The 21,919-nt window shown below is 43.5% G+C and carries 18 protein-coding genes; 12 read left to right on the top strand and 6 right to left on the bottom strand.

What is annotated here, in order from left to right; all coding sequences use genetic code 11:
- Nucleotides 1-978 (bottom strand): 2-oxoglutarate and iron-dependent oxygenase domain-containing protein, encoded by a 978-nt coding sequence (locus HWE15_RS04195; protein WP_290506252.1) that lies wholly within the window; start codon nt 976-978, stop codon nt 1-3.
- 75 nt (nt 979-1,053) lie between these two features.
- On the opposite strand from HWE15_RS04195, the gene HWE15_RS04190 reads away from it, so the two are divergent.
- The 3 genes from HWE15_RS04190 to HWE15_RS04180 are packed head-to-tail and all read left to right on the top strand — an operon-like array spanning nt 1,054 to nt 3,615.
- Nucleotides 1,054-1,827 carry a hypothetical protein gene (locus HWE15_RS04190; protein WP_290506251.1) on the top strand — a complete coding sequence of 258 codons (774 nt, stop codon included), beginning with the start codon at nt 1,054-1,056 and terminating at the stop codon, nt 1,825-1,827.
- A 38-nt stretch (nt 1,828-1,865) separates the two neighbouring features.
- Nucleotides 1,866-3,137: a serine--tRNA ligase gene (gene serS / locus HWE15_RS04185; RefSeq protein ID WP_290506250.1), complete on the top strand. Its 1,272-nt coding sequence runs from the start codon at nt 1,866-1,868 to the stop codon at nt 3,135-3,137.
- Between the two features lie 55 nt (nt 3,138-3,192).
- Entirely contained in the window at nt 3,193-3,615 is a 423-nt protein-coding gene (locus HWE15_RS04180) for a nuclear transport factor 2 family protein (protein WP_290506249.1), read from the top strand.
- Between the two features lie 19 nt (nt 3,616-3,634).
- Here the strand turns inward: HWE15_RS04180 and uvrA are convergent, their stop codons facing one another.
- On the bottom strand, nt 3,635-6,451 hold the full coding sequence (gene uvrA / locus HWE15_RS04175) for an excinuclease ABC subunit UvrA (RefSeq protein ID WP_290506248.1): 2,817 nt from the start codon (nt 6,449-6,451) through the stop codon (nt 3,635-3,637).
- Between the two features lie 166 nt (nt 6,452-6,617).
- On the opposite strand from uvrA, the gene pnuC reads away from it, so the two are divergent.
- The 3 genes from pnuC to HWE15_RS04160 are packed head-to-tail and all read left to right on the top strand — an operon-like array spanning nt 6,618 to nt 9,306.
- The gene (pnuC, locus tag HWE15_RS04170; protein ID WP_290506247.1) at nt 6,618-7,235 is read left to right on the top strand and encodes a nicotinamide riboside transporter PnuC; all 618 of its coding nucleotides are present in this window, start codon (nt 6,618-6,620) and stop codon (nt 7,233-7,235) included.
- The gene (locus HWE15_RS04165; protein WP_290506246.1) at nt 7,222-7,752 is read left to right on the top strand and encodes an ATP-binding protein; all 531 of its coding nucleotides are present in this window, start codon (nt 7,222-7,224) and stop codon (nt 7,750-7,752) included. Before pnuC ends, HWE15_RS04165 begins: the two co-directional genes overlap by 14 nt.
- Nucleotides 7,753-7,758: 6 nt before the next feature.
- Nucleotides 7,759-9,306, top strand: a complete 1,548-nt coding sequence (locus HWE15_RS04160; RefSeq protein WP_290506245.1) for an arylsulfatase — start codon at nt 7,759-7,761, stop codon at nt 9,304-9,306.
- Between the two features lie 16 nt (nt 9,307-9,322).
- On the opposite strand, the gene HWE15_RS04155 is transcribed toward HWE15_RS04160, so the two are convergent.
- From HWE15_RS04155 to HWE15_RS04145, 3 genes are all read right to left on the bottom strand, one after another.
- Nucleotides 9,323-10,357, bottom strand: coding sequence for a metallophosphoesterase (locus HWE15_RS04155; RefSeq protein ID WP_290506244.1), 1,035 nt, complete (start codon nt 10,355-10,357; stop codon nt 9,323-9,325).
- A gap of 40 nt (nt 10,358-10,397) precedes the next feature.
- On the bottom strand, nt 10,398-11,477 hold the full coding sequence (locus tag HWE15_RS04150) for a serine hydrolase (protein WP_290506243.1): 1,080 nt from the start codon (nt 11,475-11,477) through the stop codon (nt 10,398-10,400).
- A gap of 97 nt (nt 11,478-11,574) precedes the next feature.
- Nucleotides 11,575-13,641 (bottom strand): prolyl oligopeptidase family serine peptidase, encoded by a 2,067-nt coding sequence (locus tag HWE15_RS04145; protein WP_290506242.1) that lies wholly within the window; start codon nt 13,639-13,641, stop codon nt 11,575-11,577.
- A gap of 137 nt (nt 13,642-13,778) precedes the next feature.
- Between HWE15_RS04145 and HWE15_RS04140 the strand changes: the two genes are divergently transcribed.
- Together HWE15_RS04140 and HWE15_RS04135 are read left to right on the top strand one after the other, a co-directional pair.
- Nucleotides 13,779-15,116, top strand: a complete 1,338-nt coding sequence (locus HWE15_RS04140; protein ID WP_290506241.1) for an acetylxylan esterase — start codon at nt 13,779-13,781, stop codon at nt 15,114-15,116.
- Between the two features lie 111 nt (nt 15,117-15,227).
- Complete coding sequence (locus tag HWE15_RS04135) at nt 15,228-16,190, top strand: alkaline phosphatase family protein (protein WP_290506240.1); 963 nt, start codon at nt 15,228-15,230, stop codon at nt 16,188-16,190.
- A 37-nt stretch (nt 16,191-16,227) separates the two neighbouring features.
- Here the strand turns inward: HWE15_RS04135 and HWE15_RS04130 are convergent, their stop codons facing one another.
- Complete coding sequence (locus HWE15_RS04130) at nt 16,228-17,772, bottom strand: M20/M25/M40 family metallo-hydrolase (protein WP_290506239.1); 1,545 nt, start codon at nt 17,770-17,772, stop codon at nt 16,228-16,230.
- Between the two features lie 193 nt (nt 17,773-17,965).
- Here HWE15_RS04130 and HWE15_RS04125 point away from each other — a divergent pair, with 193 nt between their 5' ends.
- Genes HWE15_RS04125 through HWE15_RS04110 form a run of 4 tightly spaced genes read left to right on the top strand, consistent with a single transcriptional unit; the run spans nt 17,966 to nt 21,919 of the window.
- Entirely contained in the window at nt 17,966-18,853 is an 888-nt protein-coding gene (locus HWE15_RS04125; protein ID WP_290506238.1) for an EboA domain-containing protein, read from the top strand.
- 44 nt (nt 18,854-18,897) lie between these two features.
- Entirely contained in the window at nt 18,898-19,809 is a 912-nt protein-coding gene (locus HWE15_RS04120) for a TatD family hydrolase (protein WP_290506237.1), read from the top strand.
- Nucleotides 19,810-19,812: 3 nt separating this feature from the next.
- Nucleotides 19,813-20,721 carry a UbiA-like protein EboC gene (gene eboC / locus HWE15_RS04115; RefSeq protein WP_290506236.1) on the top strand — a complete coding sequence of 303 codons (909 nt, stop codon included), beginning with the start codon at nt 19,813-19,815 and terminating at the stop codon, nt 20,719-20,721.
- Nucleotides 20,722-20,770: 49 nt separating this feature from the next.
- Nucleotides 20,771-21,919, top strand: a complete 1,149-nt coding sequence (locus tag HWE15_RS04110) for a 3-dehydroquinate synthase (protein WP_290506235.1) — start codon at nt 20,771-20,773, stop codon at nt 21,917-21,919.

Raw genomic sequence — 21,919 nt, 5'->3', positions numbered from 1 at the left:
TTATTTTCTCAATCCTAATTCACGAAGTCGCTCCTCCAGAAACTCACCAGCTGTTGCATCGGTAAACTGCTTTGGATTTTCGGCACTGATGCAGCTTTCCAGGCAGGTGAGATCCATTTCTGAGCGCGGATGCATAAAGAAAGGGATCGAAAAACGACTGGTGTTCATTAATTCACGTGGGGGATTGACTACCCGGTGAATCGTAGATTTCAGTTTTTTATTGGTCAATCGCTCCAACATATCTCCCACATTGACCACTAATTGATCAGGAAGTGCGGTAATTGGAATCCATTTTCCGTCTTTCCGAAGGACCTGCAATCCATCGGCACTAGCACCCATCAATAAGGTGATCAAATTGATGTCACCGTGCTCCGCAGCCCGAACAGCATCCTCTGGGACTTCCTCTGGGTTTTCGATAGGGAAGTAGTGGATTTGGCGAAGAATGGAATTTCCATAGGCCACTTTATCCTCAAAATAATCCTCGGGCAAATCCAGACTGATCGCAATGGCCTGCAACATGGCTTTTCCGGCTTTTTCTAGCGTTTGAAAGGCCTCAATTGCTACTTCTTTGAATTCAGGTACTTCTTCTGGCCAAACATTGGCTGGATATTCCTTTTTCACAGGATCTTCATCAGGAATAAAGGAAAGCTCTTGACCCACATGGTAGAATTCCTTCAAGTCACCTGTATTTCTTCCTTTCGCATGTTCTTTGCCTTTTCCGGTATAGCCTCTCTGATAGCCGATTTCGGGCCGCTCATACTTCGCTTTTACCTCATCAGGAAGAGTAAAATACTTCTTAATAGCAGCATAAAGTCGATCCTGCAAGTCTTGGCTTAAGCCGTGGTTTTTGATTGCAACAAAACCAATGTTTTCGTAAGCTTCGCTCAATTTCTTGACGAAAGCCGCTTTCTGTTCGGAAGTACCCGATAAGAAATCCGCTAAGTCTAGGCTTGGGATTTCATCGAAAAGGATGGACATATTTTAGTTGATTTAGATACTAATGAGCATAAATTCTGCCCTAAAAATAATACCTTTAGTTTCAAATCCTTCACTATGAATAAAAACCTGTTCGCACTGATCCTTTTGGGAATAATGGTTTTTTCCTGTTCCGAAAACCGCAAGAAGATCAATGAGCAAGTCGTCGGACCGGCCCAAATTGATTCAGCAACGGTAGTCAGCACCCGGCCAAACGTAGCCTTTTTTCAATATGAAGAGCTGCCGGATTATCCGGATGCTATTTTGGAATTGTATACCCCCCTTGGCAATCAGGTTTTCAAGCCTGGCAAAGTTCCTTTTGAATTCAATATCAAAAATTATCCTTACGAAGAAGAAGCCTCGAATCGGTTTAAGCTCTTCATGGTCTTAAATAATAATGATCCTATCGGCTATCGAAGTCCGATTTTCCAGCAGGAATTGGAAGAGGGGACTTATCGGGTCGTTGCCTTTCTCGTAGATGAATCGGGATTTGCCTTGAAGAATTTCGGAAATTATGTGGATCGGGATTTTCAGGTTGGGGATTCTAGGCCTTTTCCCTATTCTGCAGAGCCATACTTAGCAGTCAATTTCCCCAGAAATCAGCAGATCGTTGAAGAAGAGGATGAGCTGGTAATAGATTTTTTGGTGTTAGGAGGGGATATGAAACTTGACGACCTGATGGTAAAAATCGAAGTGGGAGATTATCATTATGAAATTGATCACATGGCACCTGTCCGGGTGGATAACCTTCCTTCCGGAGAATATCAGGTAAAAATCTCTCTTTTGAGAAAAGATGGAACCGAGTTGGAAGGACCATTCTCTTCGGTATCCAAGACGGTCTTTGTCCGATAAGTCCTTATCTTTGTGCCTCAAAATTTCCAAACGTATTCATGCTATTAGTAAATCATATTCGTGATCAATTTGATGTGGTTTTGGCTGGCTTGCAAAAGCGGAATTTCCCAGATGCCTTGTCATTTTTAAATCAGGTGCTTGCACTCGATGATCAGCGAAAGACTACCCAAACCCAACGAGATCAGCTTCAGGCCGAATCCAATAGCATTTCCAAAGAAATTGGAATGCTTATGAAGTCAGGAAAGCGGGAAGAAGCCGAACAGATTAAGGCTCGAACCGCTCAACTTAAGCAAGAGATCAAAGAACTGGATGAGCAAAATTCCAAGGCTGAAGAGGAATTAAAAGCACTGCTTTATACCATTCCAAATATCCCTCATTCCTCTGTTCCGGCTGGTAAATCCGCAGAAGACAATGAAGTGGTTTTGGAGCATGGTTCCATCCCAGCACTGGGTGAGTACAAGCTTCCTCATTGGGAGTTGATCAAAAAGTATGACATCATTGATTTTGATCTAGGCGTGAAAATCACCGGGGCGGGTTTCCCTGTTTACAAAGGAAAAGGTGCCCGATTACAGCGTGCCTTGATCAATTTCTTCTTGGATGAAGCCTTGAATGCTGGATTTTTGGAAGTGCAACCGCCGATTTTGGTCAATGAAGACTCCGGCTATGGAACAGGGCAACTTCCTGATAAGGAAGGGCAGATGTATCATGCAACCGCTGATAATTTGTACCTGATTCCTACTGCCGAAGTACCCATCACCAATTTGTATCGGGATGTGATCCTTTCTGAAGAGGATTTGCCGATTCGAAACGTAGGTTATACACCTTGTTTCCGACGTGAAGCCGGAAGCTGGGGTGCACATGTAAGAGGCCTCAACAGACTGCATCAATTTGATAAAGTCGAAATAGTACAAATTACGCATCCAGATAAATCCTATGAGGCTTTGGAAGAGATGAGTTCCTATGTTCAGGGGCTTTTGCAAAAGCTAGAACTTCCCTACCGGGTACTTCGACTCTGTGGAGGAGATATGGGCTTTACTTCTGCCCTGACCTATGATATGGAAGTCTTTTCAGCGGCTCAGGAACGCTGGTTGGAGGTGAGTTCTGTTTCCAACTTTGAAACGTATCAGACCAACCGTCTGAAGTTACGATTCCGAGGTGAAGACAAGAAAACGCAATTGGCTCATTCCCTAAACGGATCTGCATTGGCTCTTCCACGAATCGTAGCTGCGATTTTGGAAAATAACCAAGGACCAGATGGTATTCAGATGCCTAAAGTCTTGCAGCCTTATTTGGGATTTGATAGAATCTAATAAATACAAACCGCTTGAATTTCGAGCGGTTTTTTTCATTTAAATCTTCCAAACAATGAAAAATATCCTTGTTCTCATTTTTCTAATTCTTATCTCAAGGAGTGTTTTCGCTCAAGAGAAATCAGACCGTGAATTGATTCAGGCGACTGTTCAAAATTACTTTGATGGGATGATTGAGCGAGATCGATCGAAGCTCGAAGCGGCATTTTTGCCAGAGGCTAGACTGATTGGTTATCGGGGAGAAAATCTGACCATCACGGATTTTGAAACTTGGGCCTTGGGAACGACCAAAGGAGAACCACGGGATCCTGCTGCCTATAAAAATGAAATCGTATCTATTCGAGTACAAGGGAATACGGCTTCGGTGGAAACCGAATTGTATTGGCCGGGGATCTATTATTATGATTTTCTAACCTTGATTAAAGTGGAAGGGACATGGAAAATTGTGCACAAAAGCTGGTATGAGCGAAAGCTTTAAGCGTTGGCTTGCAAGTGGATCAAGCAAAACTCTCCCTCAAATACTTCGCGGTATAATTGCCTTCTTCCTTAGCCAAATCCTCAGGAGTACCTGCAAAAGTCAAATGTCCGCCTTTATTTCCGCCTTCTGGACCTAGATCTATTACCCAATCGGCAGAACGGATTACTTCGGTATTGTGCTCGATGATGATGACTGAATGCCCCTGATCAATCAAGGCATTGATGCTGTGGAGGAGCTTGCTGATATCATGGAAATGCAATCCAGTCGTCGGTTCGTCAAAAATAAAGAGGACATGATCTCCGGATTTGGTGCCTCCTTTGCCCAAGAATGAGGCCAATTTAACTCGCTGCGCTTCCCCTCCTGAAAGGGTGTTCGAACTTTGCCCCATGCCGATATAGCCTAATCCTACTTCCTGTAAAGGTTGGAGTCGGTTGATAATTTGGGTTTTTCCCTGAAAGAATTCCATCGCTTCATCAATGGTCATTCCCAAAACTTCGGAGATATCCTTGTCCTTGTATTTCACATCGAGGATTTCATTCTTGAATCGCTTCCCTTTGCATGACTCACAGGTCAGGTGGATATCTGCCATAAACTGCATCTCCACGGTGATGGTGCCTTCTCCCTGACAGGCTTCACATCGTCCTCCATCTACGTTGAAGGAGAAAAAGGCAGGTTTGTAGCCTCTTTGCTTGGAAATGGGTTGATCAGCAAAAAGCGTCCGAATAGCATCATAGGCTTTTACATAAGTCACCGGATTGGAGCGGGAGGATTTTCCGATAGGGTTTTGATCAACAAATTCTACCTGTGTGATGCGCTTGTAGTCTCCTTCGAGCTTATCGTATTTTCCGGATTCGTCAATGACTGTTCCGAGCATTTTTCCCAATGCTGGATAAAGTACCTTTTTGATAAGCGTAGATTTTCCAGAGCCAGAAACACCTGTCACGACGGTTAATGTGTTGAGTGGAAATTGTACGGTCAGATTTTTAAGGTTGTTCTCACGGGCACCTTTGACGATGATGGAGTCCTTCCACTTTCGGTTTCCATTTTTTTTCCAGATATGCTCCTCTCCCCGAAGATAGCGGGCTGTATGCGTTTGGGCAGTTGCCATCAAGTCTTGAATCGGACCTTGGAACAATAACTCCCCTCCATGCACGCCGGCATCCGGTCCGATATCGATGATTTGATCGGCTGCTTTCATGACTTTTTCTTCATGTTCGACCACAATGACCGTATTGCCCATATCGCGGAGAGACTTGAGTACCCCGACCAATCGATCGGTGTCTCGAGGATGCAAGCCGATGCTCGGTTCGTCCAAAATATACATGGACCCCACTAGCGCAGAACCCAAAGAAGTGGCCAATTTAATCCGTTGGTATTCTCCACCGGAAAGGGTAGAAGTCAGTCGGTTGAGTGTCAAATATCCCAAACCTACCTGATCCATAAATTCCAGGCGACTGACAATTTCTTTTAAAAGGCGATTGGCTACTTTGGCTTCATGCGGAGCTAATTCCAATTGATTGAAAAATGCCAAAGCCTCGTCAATTGGCATCAACACCAAATCCGTAATGGATTTCCCGCTGATTTTGACATAGGAAGCATCTTTTCGAAGACGGGTTCCTCGACACTCGGGACAGGTAGTTCGTCCTCTAAATCGGGAAAGCATCACCCGGTATTGGATTTTATGGGTTTTGGTTTCCAGTTCCTTGAAAAAGTCATTCAAGCCCCTGAAATACTTGTTTCCTGTCCAGAGCAATTCCTGCTCTTTTTGTGTCAGCTCGTTGTAAGATCTGTGAATAGGGAAATCGAATTCGATTCCTTTCTTCAAAAGAGGTTCCACCCAAGAACGGGAGGTTTCTCCTCGCCAAGGGGCAATCGCGCCTTCATACACGGAAAGTTCCTTGTCTGGAATAACCAAGTCCGGATCGATTCCCAGGACATTGCCAAAACCTTCGCAGCGCTTGCAGGCGCCGTATGGATTGTTGAAAGAGAAAAAGTTCACAGAAGGCAACTCGAAGCTCATTCCGTCCAATTCGAATCGATCTGAAAATTCTCGAGTTTCTTGGTCAGGAATGGTGATTTTACAATCGCCATGTCCTTCGAACAGGGCTGTCTGAACCGAGTCAGCAATTCGGAATTGATTGTCCTCGTCATCTTTTCTTACAGATGCTCGGTCAATCAGGATTTCATAATTTCCCTTTGGGATTTTTTTCTCTTCCAAAAGATCTTCCACAAAATAGGCCTCACCATCGATGAGTATCCGGGTATAGCCTTTTTGAAGAAGTAATTCCAATTCCTGTTCGATTTTCCGCCCTTTTGCTACCTGGAGCGGACAAGAAATCATCACTTTGGACCCTTCCTCAAAAGACAAAATGTAATCGACAATATCTGTGACCGTATGGTGCTTAACTTCATTCCCGGAAATAGGAGAGAAGGTTTTTCCCACACGGGCAAAAAGTAATTTCAGGTAATCGTAGATTTCAGTTGTGGTACCCACTGTAGAACGTGGGTTTTTTGTAGTGACTTTTTGTTGGATGGCAATCGCCGGCGCTACTCCCTTGATATATTCGACCTCGGGTTTTTCCATTCGGCCTAGAAACTGACGCGCATAGGAACTCAAGCTTTCCACATACATACGTTGCCCTTCGGCAAATAGGGTGTCAAAGGCCAATGAAGATTTACCAGATCCAGAAAGCCCCGTAATCACCACAAATTGGTTTCTCGGAATCGCTACGCTTAGGTTTTTCAGGTTGTTAACCCGGGCGTTTTTGATAATGATAAACTGCTTGGGATCGAGAGATTCGAGGTCTTTTGTATCGGTCAAGGTACTCAAAGTCATAGCTGGCAAAGTTAATCATCTTAACCTTAGAAGTCATATTAAAGTTTGAGGTATTACTGGTCGTTTCCCCTCACTGCGAGCCCGTCTGCAGACAAGGCAGGAAGCAACTTGATTTCAGTCCCTCGCAATGACGGGCATTTACCAAAAATATCCCTTTCTTCGCATCATGGATTTTCAATTTCTGCTTGATGGATTGGCTGAAGGGCTGAAAGCCATGACTTGGCTTGAGGGGATCGCGGTATTTTTTGGGATTGCTTCCGTCTTCTACTCCATGCGAGAGCATATCTGGGTCTATCCTACAGGGATCATTTCCACCTTGATCTACGTATGGATTTGTCTCCAATACAAGCTTTATGCGGATATGGGAATCAATGCCTATTATTTCAGCATGTCCATTTATGGCTGGTATGTGTGGACTCATCCTAAAGAAAATCAACAAGTCCTGCCTGTCACCTGGCTCAAACCTTCAGGATGGGTTTCTTCAGCCTTGATTTTTGTTGCTTCCTATGGAATCCTTTCCTTCGTGCTCAGCAATTTTACCGATTCAGATGTGCCTTATTGGGATTCCTTTACCACTTCTTCAGCCTTTGTGGGAATGTGGCTGATGGCGAGAAAGAAAGTGGAAAACTGGATATTTTGGATCATCACCGATTTGGTATCCATCCCGCTTTATTTCCATAAAGGATTGATTTTAACCTCTTTTCAGTTTTTATTTTTTACCGTTTTGGCATTTATGGGCTTATTTGCCTGGATCAAATCAGCTAAACACTATGCCGAATCCTAAGCGAATCCTCATTTTGGGACCGGAATCTACAGGCAAAAGTACTTTGGCCTCTGATCTTGCTGTCCATTATGACGAGCCATGGGTGCCGGAGTTTGCCCGCGAATACCTCGATATGCTGGACCGGGAATATGATTATGAAGATCTCTTAAGAATCGGAAAAGGACAAATGGACTTGGAAGATAAAAAAGCTAAAACTGCCCAAAAGGTACTTTTTTGTGACACAGATTTGAGGGTTATCCAAATTTGGTCAAGGCATAAATTTGGTGAGGTTCATCCTTGGATTTTGGAGGAGTTGGATAAACGGGTTTATGATCTGATTTTGTTGACAGATATTGATTTGCCTTGGCAACCCGACCCTTTGCGGGAGCATCCGGAACCTGAAATGCGAGCTTATTTTTTAGACCAGTATGCTGATTTGGCAGTGAAAAGTGGCTTTCCTTGGGAAAAAATCAGCGGTTCCCGTAGCCAACGCCTCGAAAAATCCATAGATTTAATCCAAACCCACCTCTTCAATTAATTCACTATGACCGCACGATTTCTTCTCGCGTTTTTGTTTGTAGGACTCCTTGCTTGCGAAAAAGCGGAACAAAAACCTCAAAAACCCAATATTGTCCTCATTCTTGCAGATGATTTAGGGTATGGGGAAGTAGGATTCAACGGTCAAAAACTGATCAAAACTCCAAACATGGATGCTTTGGCCGTAAGTGGAAAGATTTTCACAAATCATTATACCGCCGCACCGGTTTGTGCTCCTGCTCGAGGGATGATTTTGACAGGTCTACACAGTGGACATGCCTACATTCGAGGGAATGATGAATGGCGTGAGCGAGGAGAAGTTTGGGATTATGCTAAAGCAGCAGCAGACCCTAATTTGGAAGGGCAGCGTCCCCTACCTGCAGAGACTTTAACTATTGCCAAAGTGCTTCAGCAAAATGGCTATAAAACGGGGATTATTGGAAAATGGGGCTTGGGAGCTCCTCTAAGTGAAGGAATTCCCAACAATTTAGGGTTTGACTATTTCTTCGGATACAATTGCCAGCGGCAGGCGCATAATCTCTATCCACCTCATTTATGGGAGAATGAAACGAAGGTTCCATTAAACAATGAAATTGTCGTGCCCGGAACCAAATTGGATGAAGGGGCAGACCCCATGGATCTAGCTTCCTATTCCCGATACCAGCAGAAGGATTATGCTCCTCAAGTCATGCATGAAAAGGCTTTGGCTTTTTTGGAAGAAAATTCAGATCAGCCTTTTTTCCTCTATTATGCCTCTCCCTTACCGCATTTGCCTTTGCAAGCTCCACAGAATTTGGTGGAGGAATATGTGGAGGTTTTTGGGGAAGAAGAGCCCTATGATGGTTCAAAAGGCTATTTCCCAACCCGCTATCCTCGGGCAACCTATGCGGCCATGATTACTCTACTTGATCAGCAAATCGGCGAACTTCGCCAAAAAGTGGAGGAAATGGGACAGCTTGAAAATACCATCTTTATCCTGACTAGTGACAATGGTCCTACCTATACGGGAGGAGTGGATTTTGACTTTTTTGAAAGTTCTCAGCCATTCAGCAATGGCTATGGTAGAACCAAGGGTTTTGTCTATGAAGGAGGAATCCGGGTTCCTATGGTAGTGAATTGGCCGGGGAAAGTTCAGGAAGGATCCCGATCTGAGCATATTTCCGCGTTTTATGATCTTTTCCCTACGCTCTGCGATTTGATTGGTGTGGATGCTCCAGCCGGATTGGATGGGATGAGCTTTTTACCTTCAATTTTAGGAGAAGAACAAAAACCAAATGACTACTTGTATTGGGAATTTCCAGAGTATGGCGGGCAACAAGCGGTTCGAATGGGTAATTGGAAAGTGGTTCGTCAAAAGCTGAAGGAGGGAATTGTCAGAACAGAATTGTATGACCTATCCAATGATCCTTTGGAGGAAAAGGATCTTGCAGAAACTTATCCTGAGATAGTTGCTCAGCTAGAAGAAATCATGGCTAAGGAGCATCGGGAGTCCTCCATTGATCGTTTTAAATTAGAAGTTTTAGGTGATCAATTGTCTGCTAATTCAGGAAATTAAAGTCTACAGCCGGGCTTTACTTTTTCTCAAAGACCAGCGTATCTCCTTCCAATGGAATGTGGCCGCTTTTATCCAAAATTCCTTCCATCAATAAGTTGGCAATGGAAACACCTTTGGCATCTACAGTTACCCAGAGGAAATGATCCATGGATCTCCCCATGGAATTGTTCTGTACTCCTCCTGTTGTAGCAAGATTAATGTAGTCCATACCATTTCGTTCCAGGAAACGGAACGTATGGGTATGCCCATTGAAAACGGTGTAGTTTCTTCCTTTCAATGCCTCTTCCAACTTGAAAAAGCGTTCGTTTTCAGGGTTTTCCCACATGGGTTTATGCATCATTAAAAATGTCCACTTCACCTCCGGATTTTTTTGAAGCACTCCCAAAAAGTAATTCAACTGCTCCTCACTGATATTTCCAAAGCTTCTTTCCGGTAGGTTGGCGTATTCGGTTTGGGAATAAGCTTCTCGACCTTGTTCATCCAAAACCCGAATCCCCTCATTTCTGATCTTTTCAATTTCATCGTTTCGTTCCTTCCCATGATCTTCACTATCCAGAATTAGAAACAGGGTGTTCTTATAGATGAAATGGTAATAATTTTTTCCATAGCGTTCCTTCCAAATTCCTTGGGCAAAATTCCCCGTGAGGTCATGATTTCCTCCGGTGTAAAAAACGGGGGCTTTGGCAGCCTCGGTTCGGGAATCAAAAGAATCCCATTGTTGAGTCCAACTGGCAGAATCCGGAGCTCCCCCTTCAATCAAATCTCCAACATTTACGATCAACTCAGGCCTCATAAGATTCAATTGAGCAACGGCTACCTCATAAATTCGCGGTCTTTCTCCACCGGTCAGGTCACTATGAATGGCAAAAGAGAATTTTTCTGAATCATTGTCAAAAGCCTCTTTCGTCCATGGTGTTTTACCTGCATTGATGTCATGGGTGAAAATTGGGGAAGGAGTTTTTTCTTTTTCCGTACAGGAGAAAAATGGATTTAGGCCAAGTGTCAGTAAGAGGAGGAAAATGGGGCCGAAATTGGGGAATGACTTTTTCATAAAGAGAATTGGATGACGGAGTGAGTTTGGAAAATTAGGATTACCATTTGTAGAGGGCGAGGGTAGCGGCTTCTACCAATTTCATTTGGTCTGGATGATAGTTGTTGTTGAGTACAATAATGGTCTTGTTTTCTTCAATGAAGCGAACAATCATGGTTTTGTACCCGGGATTGTCCCCGGTATGCATGACCATTTTTCCAAAGGGGCTTTTGGGTTCTATATCCCAACCAAAACCATAATAGCTTCTCGTTCCATCATTGAGTCGAAAAGGCTTAAAGGCTTCTTCAAGCGTTTTTTGACTGACCAGTTTTTCTGTGTAAAGTGCCTGATCCCAAATCAACAGATCTTGAGCTGTACTACTGACCCTTCCTGGACCTTTTCGGTTTCCAAGCCAGACAGTATAGTCTGAAGAATGGAAGCGATTGGCATTGATGTAATTCCCACTTTCATCTTTTAAATGTCCAGCTGCGAAATTTGGGACCTTTGCCTTTTCCTCCAAACTTCGAATACTCGTACTTTTCATCCCAAGCGGTTCAAAAATCCATTCCTTCGAAAGCTCCACAAAGTCTTTTCCAGTAGCTTTTTCCACAATGCTTCCCAAAATCACATAGCCTGTATTGCTGTATTGGTACCTTTCTCCGGGCTCAAAAAGTTTGGGTGGAGCGTAGGATCGCAGGTAATCCAAAATTTCAGGATTTCCTGCCACTTTACTCTTGTCCCAATGTTCATCCATAATGGCCTGGTAATCGGGCAATCCAGAGGTGTGTGTCAATAAATGCCGTATGCTAATCCCTTTGTAAGGGATATCGACGTATTTTTCAACTGGATCATAGAAATCCAACAAGCCTTTTTCCTTGCAAAGCATGATCATCATGGCAGTAAATTGCTTGGATACCGAGGCCATTTCAAATATATCGTCAGGCTTTAAAGGAATATTTTTTTCATAGCTTCGCATTCCTGTTGCTTTTTCGAATAGGATTTCACCATTTTCTGCAACGAGTACGATTCCAGAAAATCCATCTGCCGAAGCCCGTTCGAAAGCTTCTTCGAGGAGTTTCTTTTGGGCAAAAAGGGAGACGGCCGAAAAAAAGGCCAGGATAAATAATAACTGCTTTTTCATCTGTTTATATGTTGACTTGTATTGGTCAGATGGAATCTTTGACGATTAAAATAATCATTTCGGTTTGTGTTTAATGATTATTTTAATCGTGTCGATTTCATGGTTGGATTTGTCTTTGGATAAATTCAATCGCGGCTTCGTAGGCCTTCACCCAATTGCGATGGAGGATAAAGGAGTGAACCTCGTCCGGGAAAACCAACTGCTCTACAGAGACCCCTTGTTTTCGAAGGATTTCTGCTAATTCCACGGATTCGGAGAAAAGGACATTTCGATCATCATCCCCGTGAATCAATAAGACAGGGTCCTCCCAATTTTCCACATAGGCCATGGATGAGGATTGAAATGCCAATGCTGCCATTTCGGGGAATTTTTCTGGCTCATACCAAGGAGCAAAAACGGGGATTTCTTGATTCCAATTATGCACTCCATGAATATCCACTCCTGCGAGGAATTTCTCCGGTGCCTGAGCCAATCCATGTGCTGTCAAGAAACCTCCATAGCTCCCACCCCAAGGAATGATTTTTTCATCATCCACATCTGGTCTAGCCGCAAGGTAATCTGCTGCCGCAAGCAAATCCAAAACTTCACTTGCCCCTCCTGCGCCATAATTTTCTTCTTCCCGAAAATCCAATCCATAGCCAATTCCACTTCGATAATTTAGCGTCAAAGCGATAAATCCATTAGCTGCGAAATATTGTTGCAGGGCATAGGCATTACTGTAATACTGAGAATAATTGAATCCCAACAACATCTGTCTACGGCTTCCTCCATGGAGAAAAATAACAGCAGGATATTGCTTGTTGGGGTCGTGATTAGGTGGCAGAAAAAGCTGGGCCCTGCTCTTGAATCCATCCGAGGCTTGAATATCAAGTCCAATGGGTGTCACCAGATTCTTTGGAAAATTCTCTGGGAATAGATCTTCTGCCAGTAGTTTTTCTTGGTTATAATATCGAATCATTGGCCAAGCAGGTCGGGTCCCAGTAGAAGAGAGAAAGACGAACCCGTTTTCGATTCGAACGGGAGTCCAATTGATGTTTCCTTTTTCTGAAAGATCTTCGAGTTCAAAAGAATTCAAGTCCAATCGATAGATTTTTCTTCGTTCGATGTCACCGATGTTACTTGTAAGTAAGAGTTCATTTCCCAAATAGGAGGTATTGACTTTTTCCACAAAACCTTGGCCTTTTGTCAGGTGTTGGATTTGACCGTTTGTTGGATTGAAAGCGTATAATTGAACCCAGCCATTTTTTTCCCAAGGGAAAACCAAGGATCCATTCGGTGTCCACCAGATTCGATCGGATTCTGCCGGGATATCTCGGACAACAACGGATCCTTTGCCAGGGTCCGCAAGCCAAACTTCGGCTGCTTTCATGGTGTCCATATTCAATACACGTATACTCCAAGGATTCGCTTCCTTGTGAGAGGTGAATGGGAGCTTGTTGTTTACGTTGGGGATACGAAGGTAGGCCAGCTTAGTCCCGTCAGGGCTCCATGCTGGATAGCGGTCATGGTCCAAACTGGTTTCTGGATAATGGAGGCTTTGTTTTTCCCTATTCCAAAGACCAATAAAAGAATGATCTCCGCGATTGGAGACAAAGGAAATCCATTTGCCATCTGGTGAAAAGGCATAGGAACCAATCGAGCCTCTGGCTTGGAAGATTTTTGAAGAAGGTTCGTTAGAATTTAAGTCTAATTGGTGAAGATCACGACCTTTTCTAAAAATCAACATCCTTGAATCCGGAGAAAATACGGGGCCGCTTCCCTCAGACAATAGTCGTTCATCCCCGCTTTCCAAGTCTATCAAATGGATTTTAAAATCCGTGTTTTCCTGAAGTTGGGCGGGATTGGCAGCCTCTCCGGCCGAGTTTTTTGAATTTCCCCGTACATAGACCAAGCTTTTTCCATCTGGAGAAAAGGTTAGCGAACCAATACCGACACCATTGTCCCCTATGTAAGTCGTGAGGGGTCTTGCTTCAAAGTCTGGTGCTTTTGCAAAAAAGATATTTCGTTCCCCTTCTGAATTGAAAACCCAGGCTACAGATTTTCCATCCGGGCTTGCTGTGAGGTCTGTGGGAAATGGGGTGGCGAGGTATTCGGAGATGTTTTGTGATTTTCCTATGAATGCTAGAAAAAGGAAAGTCCATGCAAGGAAAAAGATTTTCTTCATAGTGGTTGGGGTTTCAGACAATTTAGTAATCTGTGGAGGGCTTTCAAAGTCCAATTGATTCAGATACTTCCGCTGATCAAATCTTTTATGTTTTCTAAGTCAAAAAATGTAGATTCCTTGATCTAAACCCGAATACCATGAACAGATTTATCTTGATTTTTTTCCTTTATGTAGGGATTCCTTCTTTGGGTTTTGGTCAGTTTTCCCAATCAAGTCGAGATTCAATTCAAAAGCTTAGTCAAGCGGATCATCGGCTTATGATGAAAATGCTTGGAATTGATCAATTGAGGCCAGGGCCCTCAGGAGACCCTACTGCTCCTAATGCCGCAAACTCGGATGAAAGCAAGGCCAAAACCTACGAATCCGTGCCCGATCCTCTAGTTTTTGAAAATGGGAAGCCGGTTCAATCCATCCAGGATTGGGAAAAGCGAAGAGAAGAATTGTTTGAACTTTTTGATCGGGAAATGTATGGACGAACTCCTGAGAATTTGCCTTCGGTTTCGTGGGAGTTAGTTTCTGAAAAAGATTCCCTGATTGGGGATGTGGAAGTAAATTATTTGGTTCTTAAGGGCTTGGTGGACAATTCTGTCTATCCCTCCCTGTCGGTTTCCATAGATTTTGAATATGCCCTTCCAAAAAATAGTGTTGGGCCAGTTCCTCTTATCATGGAGTTTGGTTGGAGGTGGCCACCCGGAATGCGCAGACTCCCGGCGCCTCCAGGACCCAGTTGGCAAGAACAGGTGCTGAAGGAAGGTTGGGGTTTTGGAATCATTATTCCAACGAGCTATCAGGCTGATAATGGAGCAGGGTTGAGAGCGGGAATAATTGGTTTGGTAAATGAGGGGAATTCTCGCCAATTGGATGATTGGGGGACGCTCAAAGCTTGGGGCTGGGGAGCAAGTAGGGCACTAGATTATTTGGAAACGGATCCAAAGGTGAATTCAAGAAAAGTGGTCATTGAGGGACTTTCCCGCTATGGAAAAGCTGCCCTGGTGACGATGGCTTATGATTCGAGGTTTGCTGTTGGTTTGATAGGATCTTCGGGGGCAGGGGGTGCAAAGTTGCTTCGCAGGACATTTGGCGAGCAGGTTGAAAACCTGGCAAGCTCAGGAGAGTACCATTGGTTTGCTCCCAATTTTATCAAATATGCAGACCCTTTAACCCCCAATGATTTACCGGTAGATGCCCATGAATTAATTGCCCTTTGTGCCCCTAGACCGGTATTTATCTCAGTTGGTTCCCCTGAGGTTGAAGGGCAATGGATTGATGCGAAAGGGATGTTTGAGGCGGCGGTATTAGCAGGTCCAGTTTATGAATTGCTTGGTAAAAATTCTCTACCAACTGATGAGTTTCCACCCGTTCAAACCTTCTTGAAGGAGGGGGATTTGGCTTTTCGACAACATGAAGGTGGGCACACGGTGGGCCCTAATTGGCCGTATTTTATCGAATGGGCCAGGGAATATTTAGAAAAATAGATTTGAGAATCGAGATACAAGTTGTTAGACATTAGTATCAAGTAACAAGTAACAAGTATCAAGAAGTTTGAAGTATTGTGAGTTGATTTTAAAACCTACCATTTTAAATATATGATTCGTCGGGCCTGTTTTCTTCTTCTGATTTTTCTCTTACCACTTCTAGGTCTCTCGCAGGAAAAAAAAGTCGTTTTTATCATTTTGGATGGAATTCCTACTAGTGAATTGGAAAGGGTACCCACTCCAAACTTGGATCAAATTGCCAAAAGGGGAGGCTATACGAGAGCCTTCACAGGAGGGGAAAGGGGAGGGGAGTCTGAGACACCAACTATTTCTGCTGTAGGGTACAACTCGCTGCTAACCGGAACTTGGGCCAATAAGCACAATGTCTGGGATAATGACATCACTGCTCCAAATTATGATTATTGGTCAATTTTTAGGCTCATGCGAGCGGCTCGACCTGAATCAAAATTGGCGATTTTTTCTACATGGGAAGATAATCGAACTAAGTTGCTTGGTGAGGGAAGGGAAGAGACAGGCTACTTAAAGTTGGATATAGTATTTGATGGGTTTGAGAAGGATACTTCGCGTTTTCCCCATGATTTTGAAAAAGAGTATCTCCAAAAAATTGATAATCTGGTATCCTGCGAGGCTGCCTATTCCATCAAAACTCAAGCCCCCGACCTTTCTTGGGTTTATTTAGAATTTACAGATGCAGTGGGGCATCGCTTTGGTAAAAGTCCACAACTAACTTCCGCAATAGAATTAGCCGATAAACAAGTTGGGCGAATCTGGGAAGCCATCAAAATCCGTGAAGAAAAATATGGAGAAGAGTGGTTGATTTGGATTACTACCGATCATGGCAGAAAAGCTCCTGAATTTAAAGAACATGGTGGGCAAAGTGATTCCGAAAGGGAGATATGGATGGTAACAAATGCGCAGAATTTGAATAATAGGTTTAATTCTGGCCAAGCTTCTATGGTGGATATTTTGCCTTCACTCGTTGATTTTTTAGAAATTCCTATTCCAGATAATCAACAGAAAAATTGGGATGGAACTACTTTACTCTTAAAATGATAAAGGCTTGGGAAGCATTCCCAAGCCTTTGGTTTTCTTAATCCATTCCTCCCTTTCGAGTTGGGGACCGCTGAGTTGGCCAACTGGTTGGATTTCCGTCTCTTCCAATTGGAATTCTTTGCTCTCGAGAAACCATTTCAGGTTCTTCGCTCGCCATATAGACCATGATTGCTGCAAGGATCACATTGTTTTGAACATCGTCAAAAACGATTTTATCAAAGGTGTCCAAGTTGGTATGCCAAGTATAGTTGAAGTAAGACCAGCTGAGGGAACTAAGAGAAAAAGCTGGTACGCCTGCCGCTACAAAGGAAGCATAGTCAGAACCGCCACTGCCTGGATTTCCAGGGAAGTTTGTCTCAATTTCACGGGTGATTTCTCGCGGGACTTTGGACATCCATCTTCCTAAATACTCGTAACTATCTACGAATCCCTGACCTGAGATATTCGCAACTCTTCCAGTACCATTGTCCTGATTGAACAGGGCTTGGATTTTATCTATCATTTCAGGATGATCTTCTACAAAGGCACGTGAACCATTTAGCCCTTGTTCTTCAGAACCCCAATGCCCCACTAAAATGGTTCGCTTCGGATTAGGATAAACTTCTTTCAAAATTCGCATCACCTCCATCATCATGATGGTTCCGGTTCCGTTATCAGTTGCACCTGTTCCCCCGTCCCAAGAGTCAAAGTGAGCAGAAAGCATGACATACTCGTCCGGCTTTTCCGTTCCTTTGATTTCAGCGATGGTATTGAAGGTAGGTTGTACCCCGGTTTCTTTGGATTGGGCATTCAAATGAATCATTGGTTTCTTTCCGCTGTCGGCAAGTCGGTAAAGCATCCCGTAGTCTTCGAGCGATAGATCGACAGTTGGGACTTTTTTGGTATAAGCAGAAAAAATCTTATTGGCTCCGAAACCTCTGGACCAGTAGCTAGTCAGGATTCCCAAAGCTCCGGCATCTTCCAAAGCTTGAGGTAGTTCACGTCGGCCTAACCCTGTTTTTTGGATTCTAGCCTGCCAAGCACGCTCAAAGATTGACCGCTCTGCTTTCATTTTTTCGAAAGATTCTTCCGTAGCCCACTCTTCCCAATTGTAGTCTGGACGACCGGTAAGCTGAGGAGCAGATATCATCACATATTTTCCCTTGACATTGGGAATCCATGCTTGGAAAGCGGCTGAATCCTGAAGGTCCGGAAGGATGATCACTTCCCCCCTTACACCACCTTCTGGGGAAGCAGGAGACCATGCGAGTTGCATTCCGGAAAGTGATCGAACCCATGGTTCTACCATGTCAATATGGGTGATGCCACGGTCCCAACCTCGCCATTCACCCCACTGCTCATTTCGTGCATCAATTCCCCAAGATTGGTATTTTTCAACCGCCCAATCGTGGGCTTCTTGCATCTGGGGAGAACCCACTAATCGAGGACCAATACCATCCATCAGCTCATGGGCAATTTCCTTCAACTGGGAATTTTCCCGAGCTTCCTGAATGATTTTTTCAATGACTTCATCTTGTTGGGCTTGTGCCTGCATGCCAAAAAGCAACATGAGCCCCATTCCAAAAAGGTAGCGTTTTTTCATAGTTCAAGTAGTTTAGAATCTAAAATTATAGGAAGTGCCTGAAAATTATTAAACCACTGGTGGAAATGCATTCAAGATCGAGTTTTTATGATTTTTTTCAGAAAGTCTCTTTTTAGCCTTCCTTTCCTTGAAAATGAGGAGGATTTTTTGTTGGGATTGAGTTTATTTACCTATTCGGATAAACGAAGAAATAATGAACCCAAAATCAGAGCTTTTTGCCTATTTGAAGGAAATACTTCAAAATAATGCGAATGAGAAGTCCTTAAATTGGTTGGACGAAAAGTCTAAGAAAATTCAGGATTCAGGTTCCAAAAATGCCTTCTATTTAGCTTTTTCCCAGGCTTCACGGTTTTTTTCAAAAGAAAACCTGAATCTAGATCAAGAGGCCAAGCGAAAAGCACATTCACTTATATCAGGGTTTCAACCTGAGTTTTGGAATATTCTTCAAACTGCCAGAACGTATCTTCTACTTCATTTTTCTATTGAAAAAGAAGAATGGCTGGCAGCGATTAAGCAGCTTTTCGAAACGGGAGATTTGTATGAACAGCAGGCGCTTTATGCGTCTTTGTCCTTGATGCCTTATCCAGAAGAGATGATTCCACGTTCCATTGAAGGCTGTCGGACAAATATGACGTTGGTTTTTGATGCAATTTCCTTAAATAATCCGTATCCGACTATCTATTTTCCTGAGCTCAACTGGAATCAGATGGTCCTGAAGGCTGTGTTTATGCAACGACCGCTCTACCGAATACAACAGTTAGACCATCGAAGAAACCCTGCCTTGGCAGAAATCGCCTCGGATTTTGCACATGAACGTTGGGCAGCTGGTCGTAATGTGATGCCAGAGCTTTGGAGATTAGTTTCTCCCTTCATAAATGAAAAGTTTATGAAAGATCTGGAAAAAGTGATGAATTCTGAGGATTTGTTGGAGCAAAAAGGAGGTGCCTTGGCCCTTTATCATTCAGATTTCCCTGCTGCAAAAGCATTATTGAATGCCCATCCTGAGTTGATTCAGGCGATTGAAAAAGGAATAATTTCTTGGGAAAAAATTGGACAGGAATTCCAAGAAACTCGAGTCTAAAGTAGGATCTTTAAAATAATTTTGAACCAAAACGAATTAGCAATATGCCCATGTATATAGACCCTCATATCCATTTAGTTTCCCGAACAACGGACGACTATGAAGCCATGCACAAGGCTGGAATTGTGGCCACCATCGAACCGGCCTTTTGGTTGGGGCAGCCCCGAACGGAAGTTGGAAGTTTTAAAGACTATTTCAGCACCTTGGTTGGTTGGGAGCGTTTCAGAGCCAGTCAGTTTGGGATCGTCCATTATTGTACCATGGGCTTAAACAGTAAGGAGGCAAACAATATTCCTTTGGCAGAGCAGGTCATGGAACTGCTACCTCTTTATGTAGGAAAAGAAGGGGTCGTTGCGATCGGTGAAATTGGCTATGATGATCAAACCGAAGCTGAAGATCGCTTTTATCGTGAGCAATTGGAATTAGCCAAAGAGGTTGATTTACCGGTATTGATCCATACTCCGCACCGAGATAAAAAACGAGGAACCACGCGCTCCATGGATGTAGCAGAGGAACATGGAATGGATCCTGGATGGATTATCGTGGACCACAACAATGAGGAAACCGTGAAGGAGGTATTGGACCGGGGATATTGGGCAGGGTTTACAATTTATCCGCATACTAAAATGGGCTCGGAGCGAATGGTAGAAATCGTCAAGCAATATGGGCCTGAGCGAATTATTGTCAATTCTGCGGCAGATTGGGGAATTTCAGATCCATTGGCTGTTCCAAAAACAGCCGATTTAATGCGGAAAATGGGGATTCCTGAAGAGCATGTTCAAATGGTGACCTACAAAAATGCTCTGGCTGCTTTTTCACTTTCCGGTCAAATGCATGAGGATGACTGGTTGAAAGCTCCACCAATCGACCAAACAAAAAAAATGAGTGGGAATTCGGTACTTCGTGGAGGTCAGGTTCCACGAGTCGAAGGGCCATCCGATCGGGTAGAAAATTAATCCATGAAGGGGAAACTCTTTGCTTATTTACAAATAACCCGTCCTGCAAATGTGGTAACTGCTGTGGCTGATGTCTGGGCAGGATTTGCCATTGCCGGTGGGTGGAGCTATTTAATTGCAACTTGGGAAGAAGGATCTGGTTTTTGGCTTAATCTTCTCTGGCTTTCCTTAAGTACCATTGGTCTTTATGGTGGCGGGGTTGCTTTCAATGATATCGCAGATGCTGAATTGGATGCAGTAGAACGTCCCGAACGTCCCATACCAAGTGGTCGAGCAAGAAAAAACATAGCCATTTTAGTAGCTAGCCTTCTTTTGGTTCTTGGGATTTTGGCAGCTTTTCAGGTTAATCAACTTGCTGGAATTTTAGCTATAGCGATTAGCCTTTGCGCCCTATCTTATGATTACTGGGGAAAGCATCAAAACATCTTCGGACCTATCAATATGGGGCTTTGCCGTGCAGGTAATCTATTGCTAGGTGTGGCAGTAGCTCCTGAGGTGCTTGAAAAAGTTTGGCCGATTGGAATTCTTCCTTTGATTTATGTGGCTGCGATTACCATGGTCAGTCGGGGAGAAGTGCATGGGAAAAACAGAAAAGCATTATTTGCAGGGTTGGGAATGTATGCTGTGATTGTGATCAGTATTTTGATTCTAGGAATTTTTCAAGGTCCCAATTCTTGGCAAGTAATCCCCTTTTTGGTCTTACTTTCTTACATGATTTTTCCACCGCTTATCCGAGCAATTCAAACGGAATCCCCACAATTGATCGGAAAATCCGTCAAAGCTGCCGTTATTTCTTTAATTATTGTGAATGCTTCCCTAGCCGCAGCCTTTGAGAGTTGGGTAATTGGATTGGTGGTTTTGGCCTTATTACCCCTATCTTTGAGTCTGGCTAAAGCCTTTGCTGTCACCTAGAAATCAACGTAAAAAGAAACTTTCACGGCTCAAGACTTCTTATTTCTATATGGATACCATCCTCCAGCAGTCCTTTTCGGTTTCGTTTAACTATCCAGTATGTTTTACAGAAAACCTTTTTTCTGCTGATAACCCAATATTTATAAATGCTTTAGAAAAAGGAAAAAGGGTAAAAACCTTTTTTGTACTTGATAGTGGAGTGGCTCATGCTTTTCCAGGCTTAGTAGAGGAAATAAAGAATTATGCTTCCCTACACGAAGACCGATTCTATTTATGCACTGAGCCGCTGGTAGTCCCTGGAGGAGAGGCTTGTAAAAATGACCCAGCCATTTATCAACGGGTAGTTCAGGCAACCAATGATTTTGGAATTGATCGGCACTCTTATATCGTAGCAATTGGTGGAGGAGCTGTATTGGATATGGTTGGTTTTGCAGCAGCTATTTCGCATCGTGGGATTCGCCTTATTCGGATTCCTACGACTGTTTTATCTCAAAACGATTCAGGAGTTGGTGTCAAAAACAGCATCAATTACTTCGGGAAGAAAAACTATTTAGGCACGTTCACAACACCTGTTGCCGTGCTTAATGACTTTAATTTCCTCCAAACCCTCGATGATCGGGATTGGCGATCCGGGATTTCAGAAGCTTTGAAAGTAGCCCTGATCAAGGATTTCAGCTTTTTTGAATGGTTGGAAACTCATGCAGCTGCAATGGCAAATCGGGAAATGGAACCGATGAAAACTCAGATTATCCGATGTGCTCAAATGCATCTAGACCATATCGCTGGGAAAGATCCTTTTGAATTCGGTTCCTCCCGACCATTGGATTTTGGACATTGGGCAGCTCATAAGTTGGAAAAGCTAACAGATTTTAGGGTTCGACATGGAGAAGCGGTCGCCATCGGCATCGCGCTCGATTCGACCTATTCTTATCTTTTGGGATGGATTTCTCTTGAGGATTTGAATCGGATTTTAGGAGTGATTCAGACCTTGGGATTTTCACTTTATGAACCGGAGCTTTCAGGTGAGAACTTGATTAAGGGCCTTCGAGAATTTCAGGAACATTTGGGAGGAGAACTCACGATTATGCTTCTTCAGGGTTTGGGAAAAGGAGTGGAGGTTCATGAAATGGATGAGGCATTAATAAAAAAAGCAATTGGATTCCTAGCGGAAAAAAGCCAGTCACCCAAGCTGATATAA

This window comes from Algoriphagus sp. (genome assembly GCF_013373065.1).
Classification (GTDB): Bacteria; Bacteroidota; Bacteroidia; order Cytophagales; family Cyclobacteriaceae; genus Algoriphagus.
This window is presented reverse-complemented; position numbering and strand designations above follow the sequence as displayed.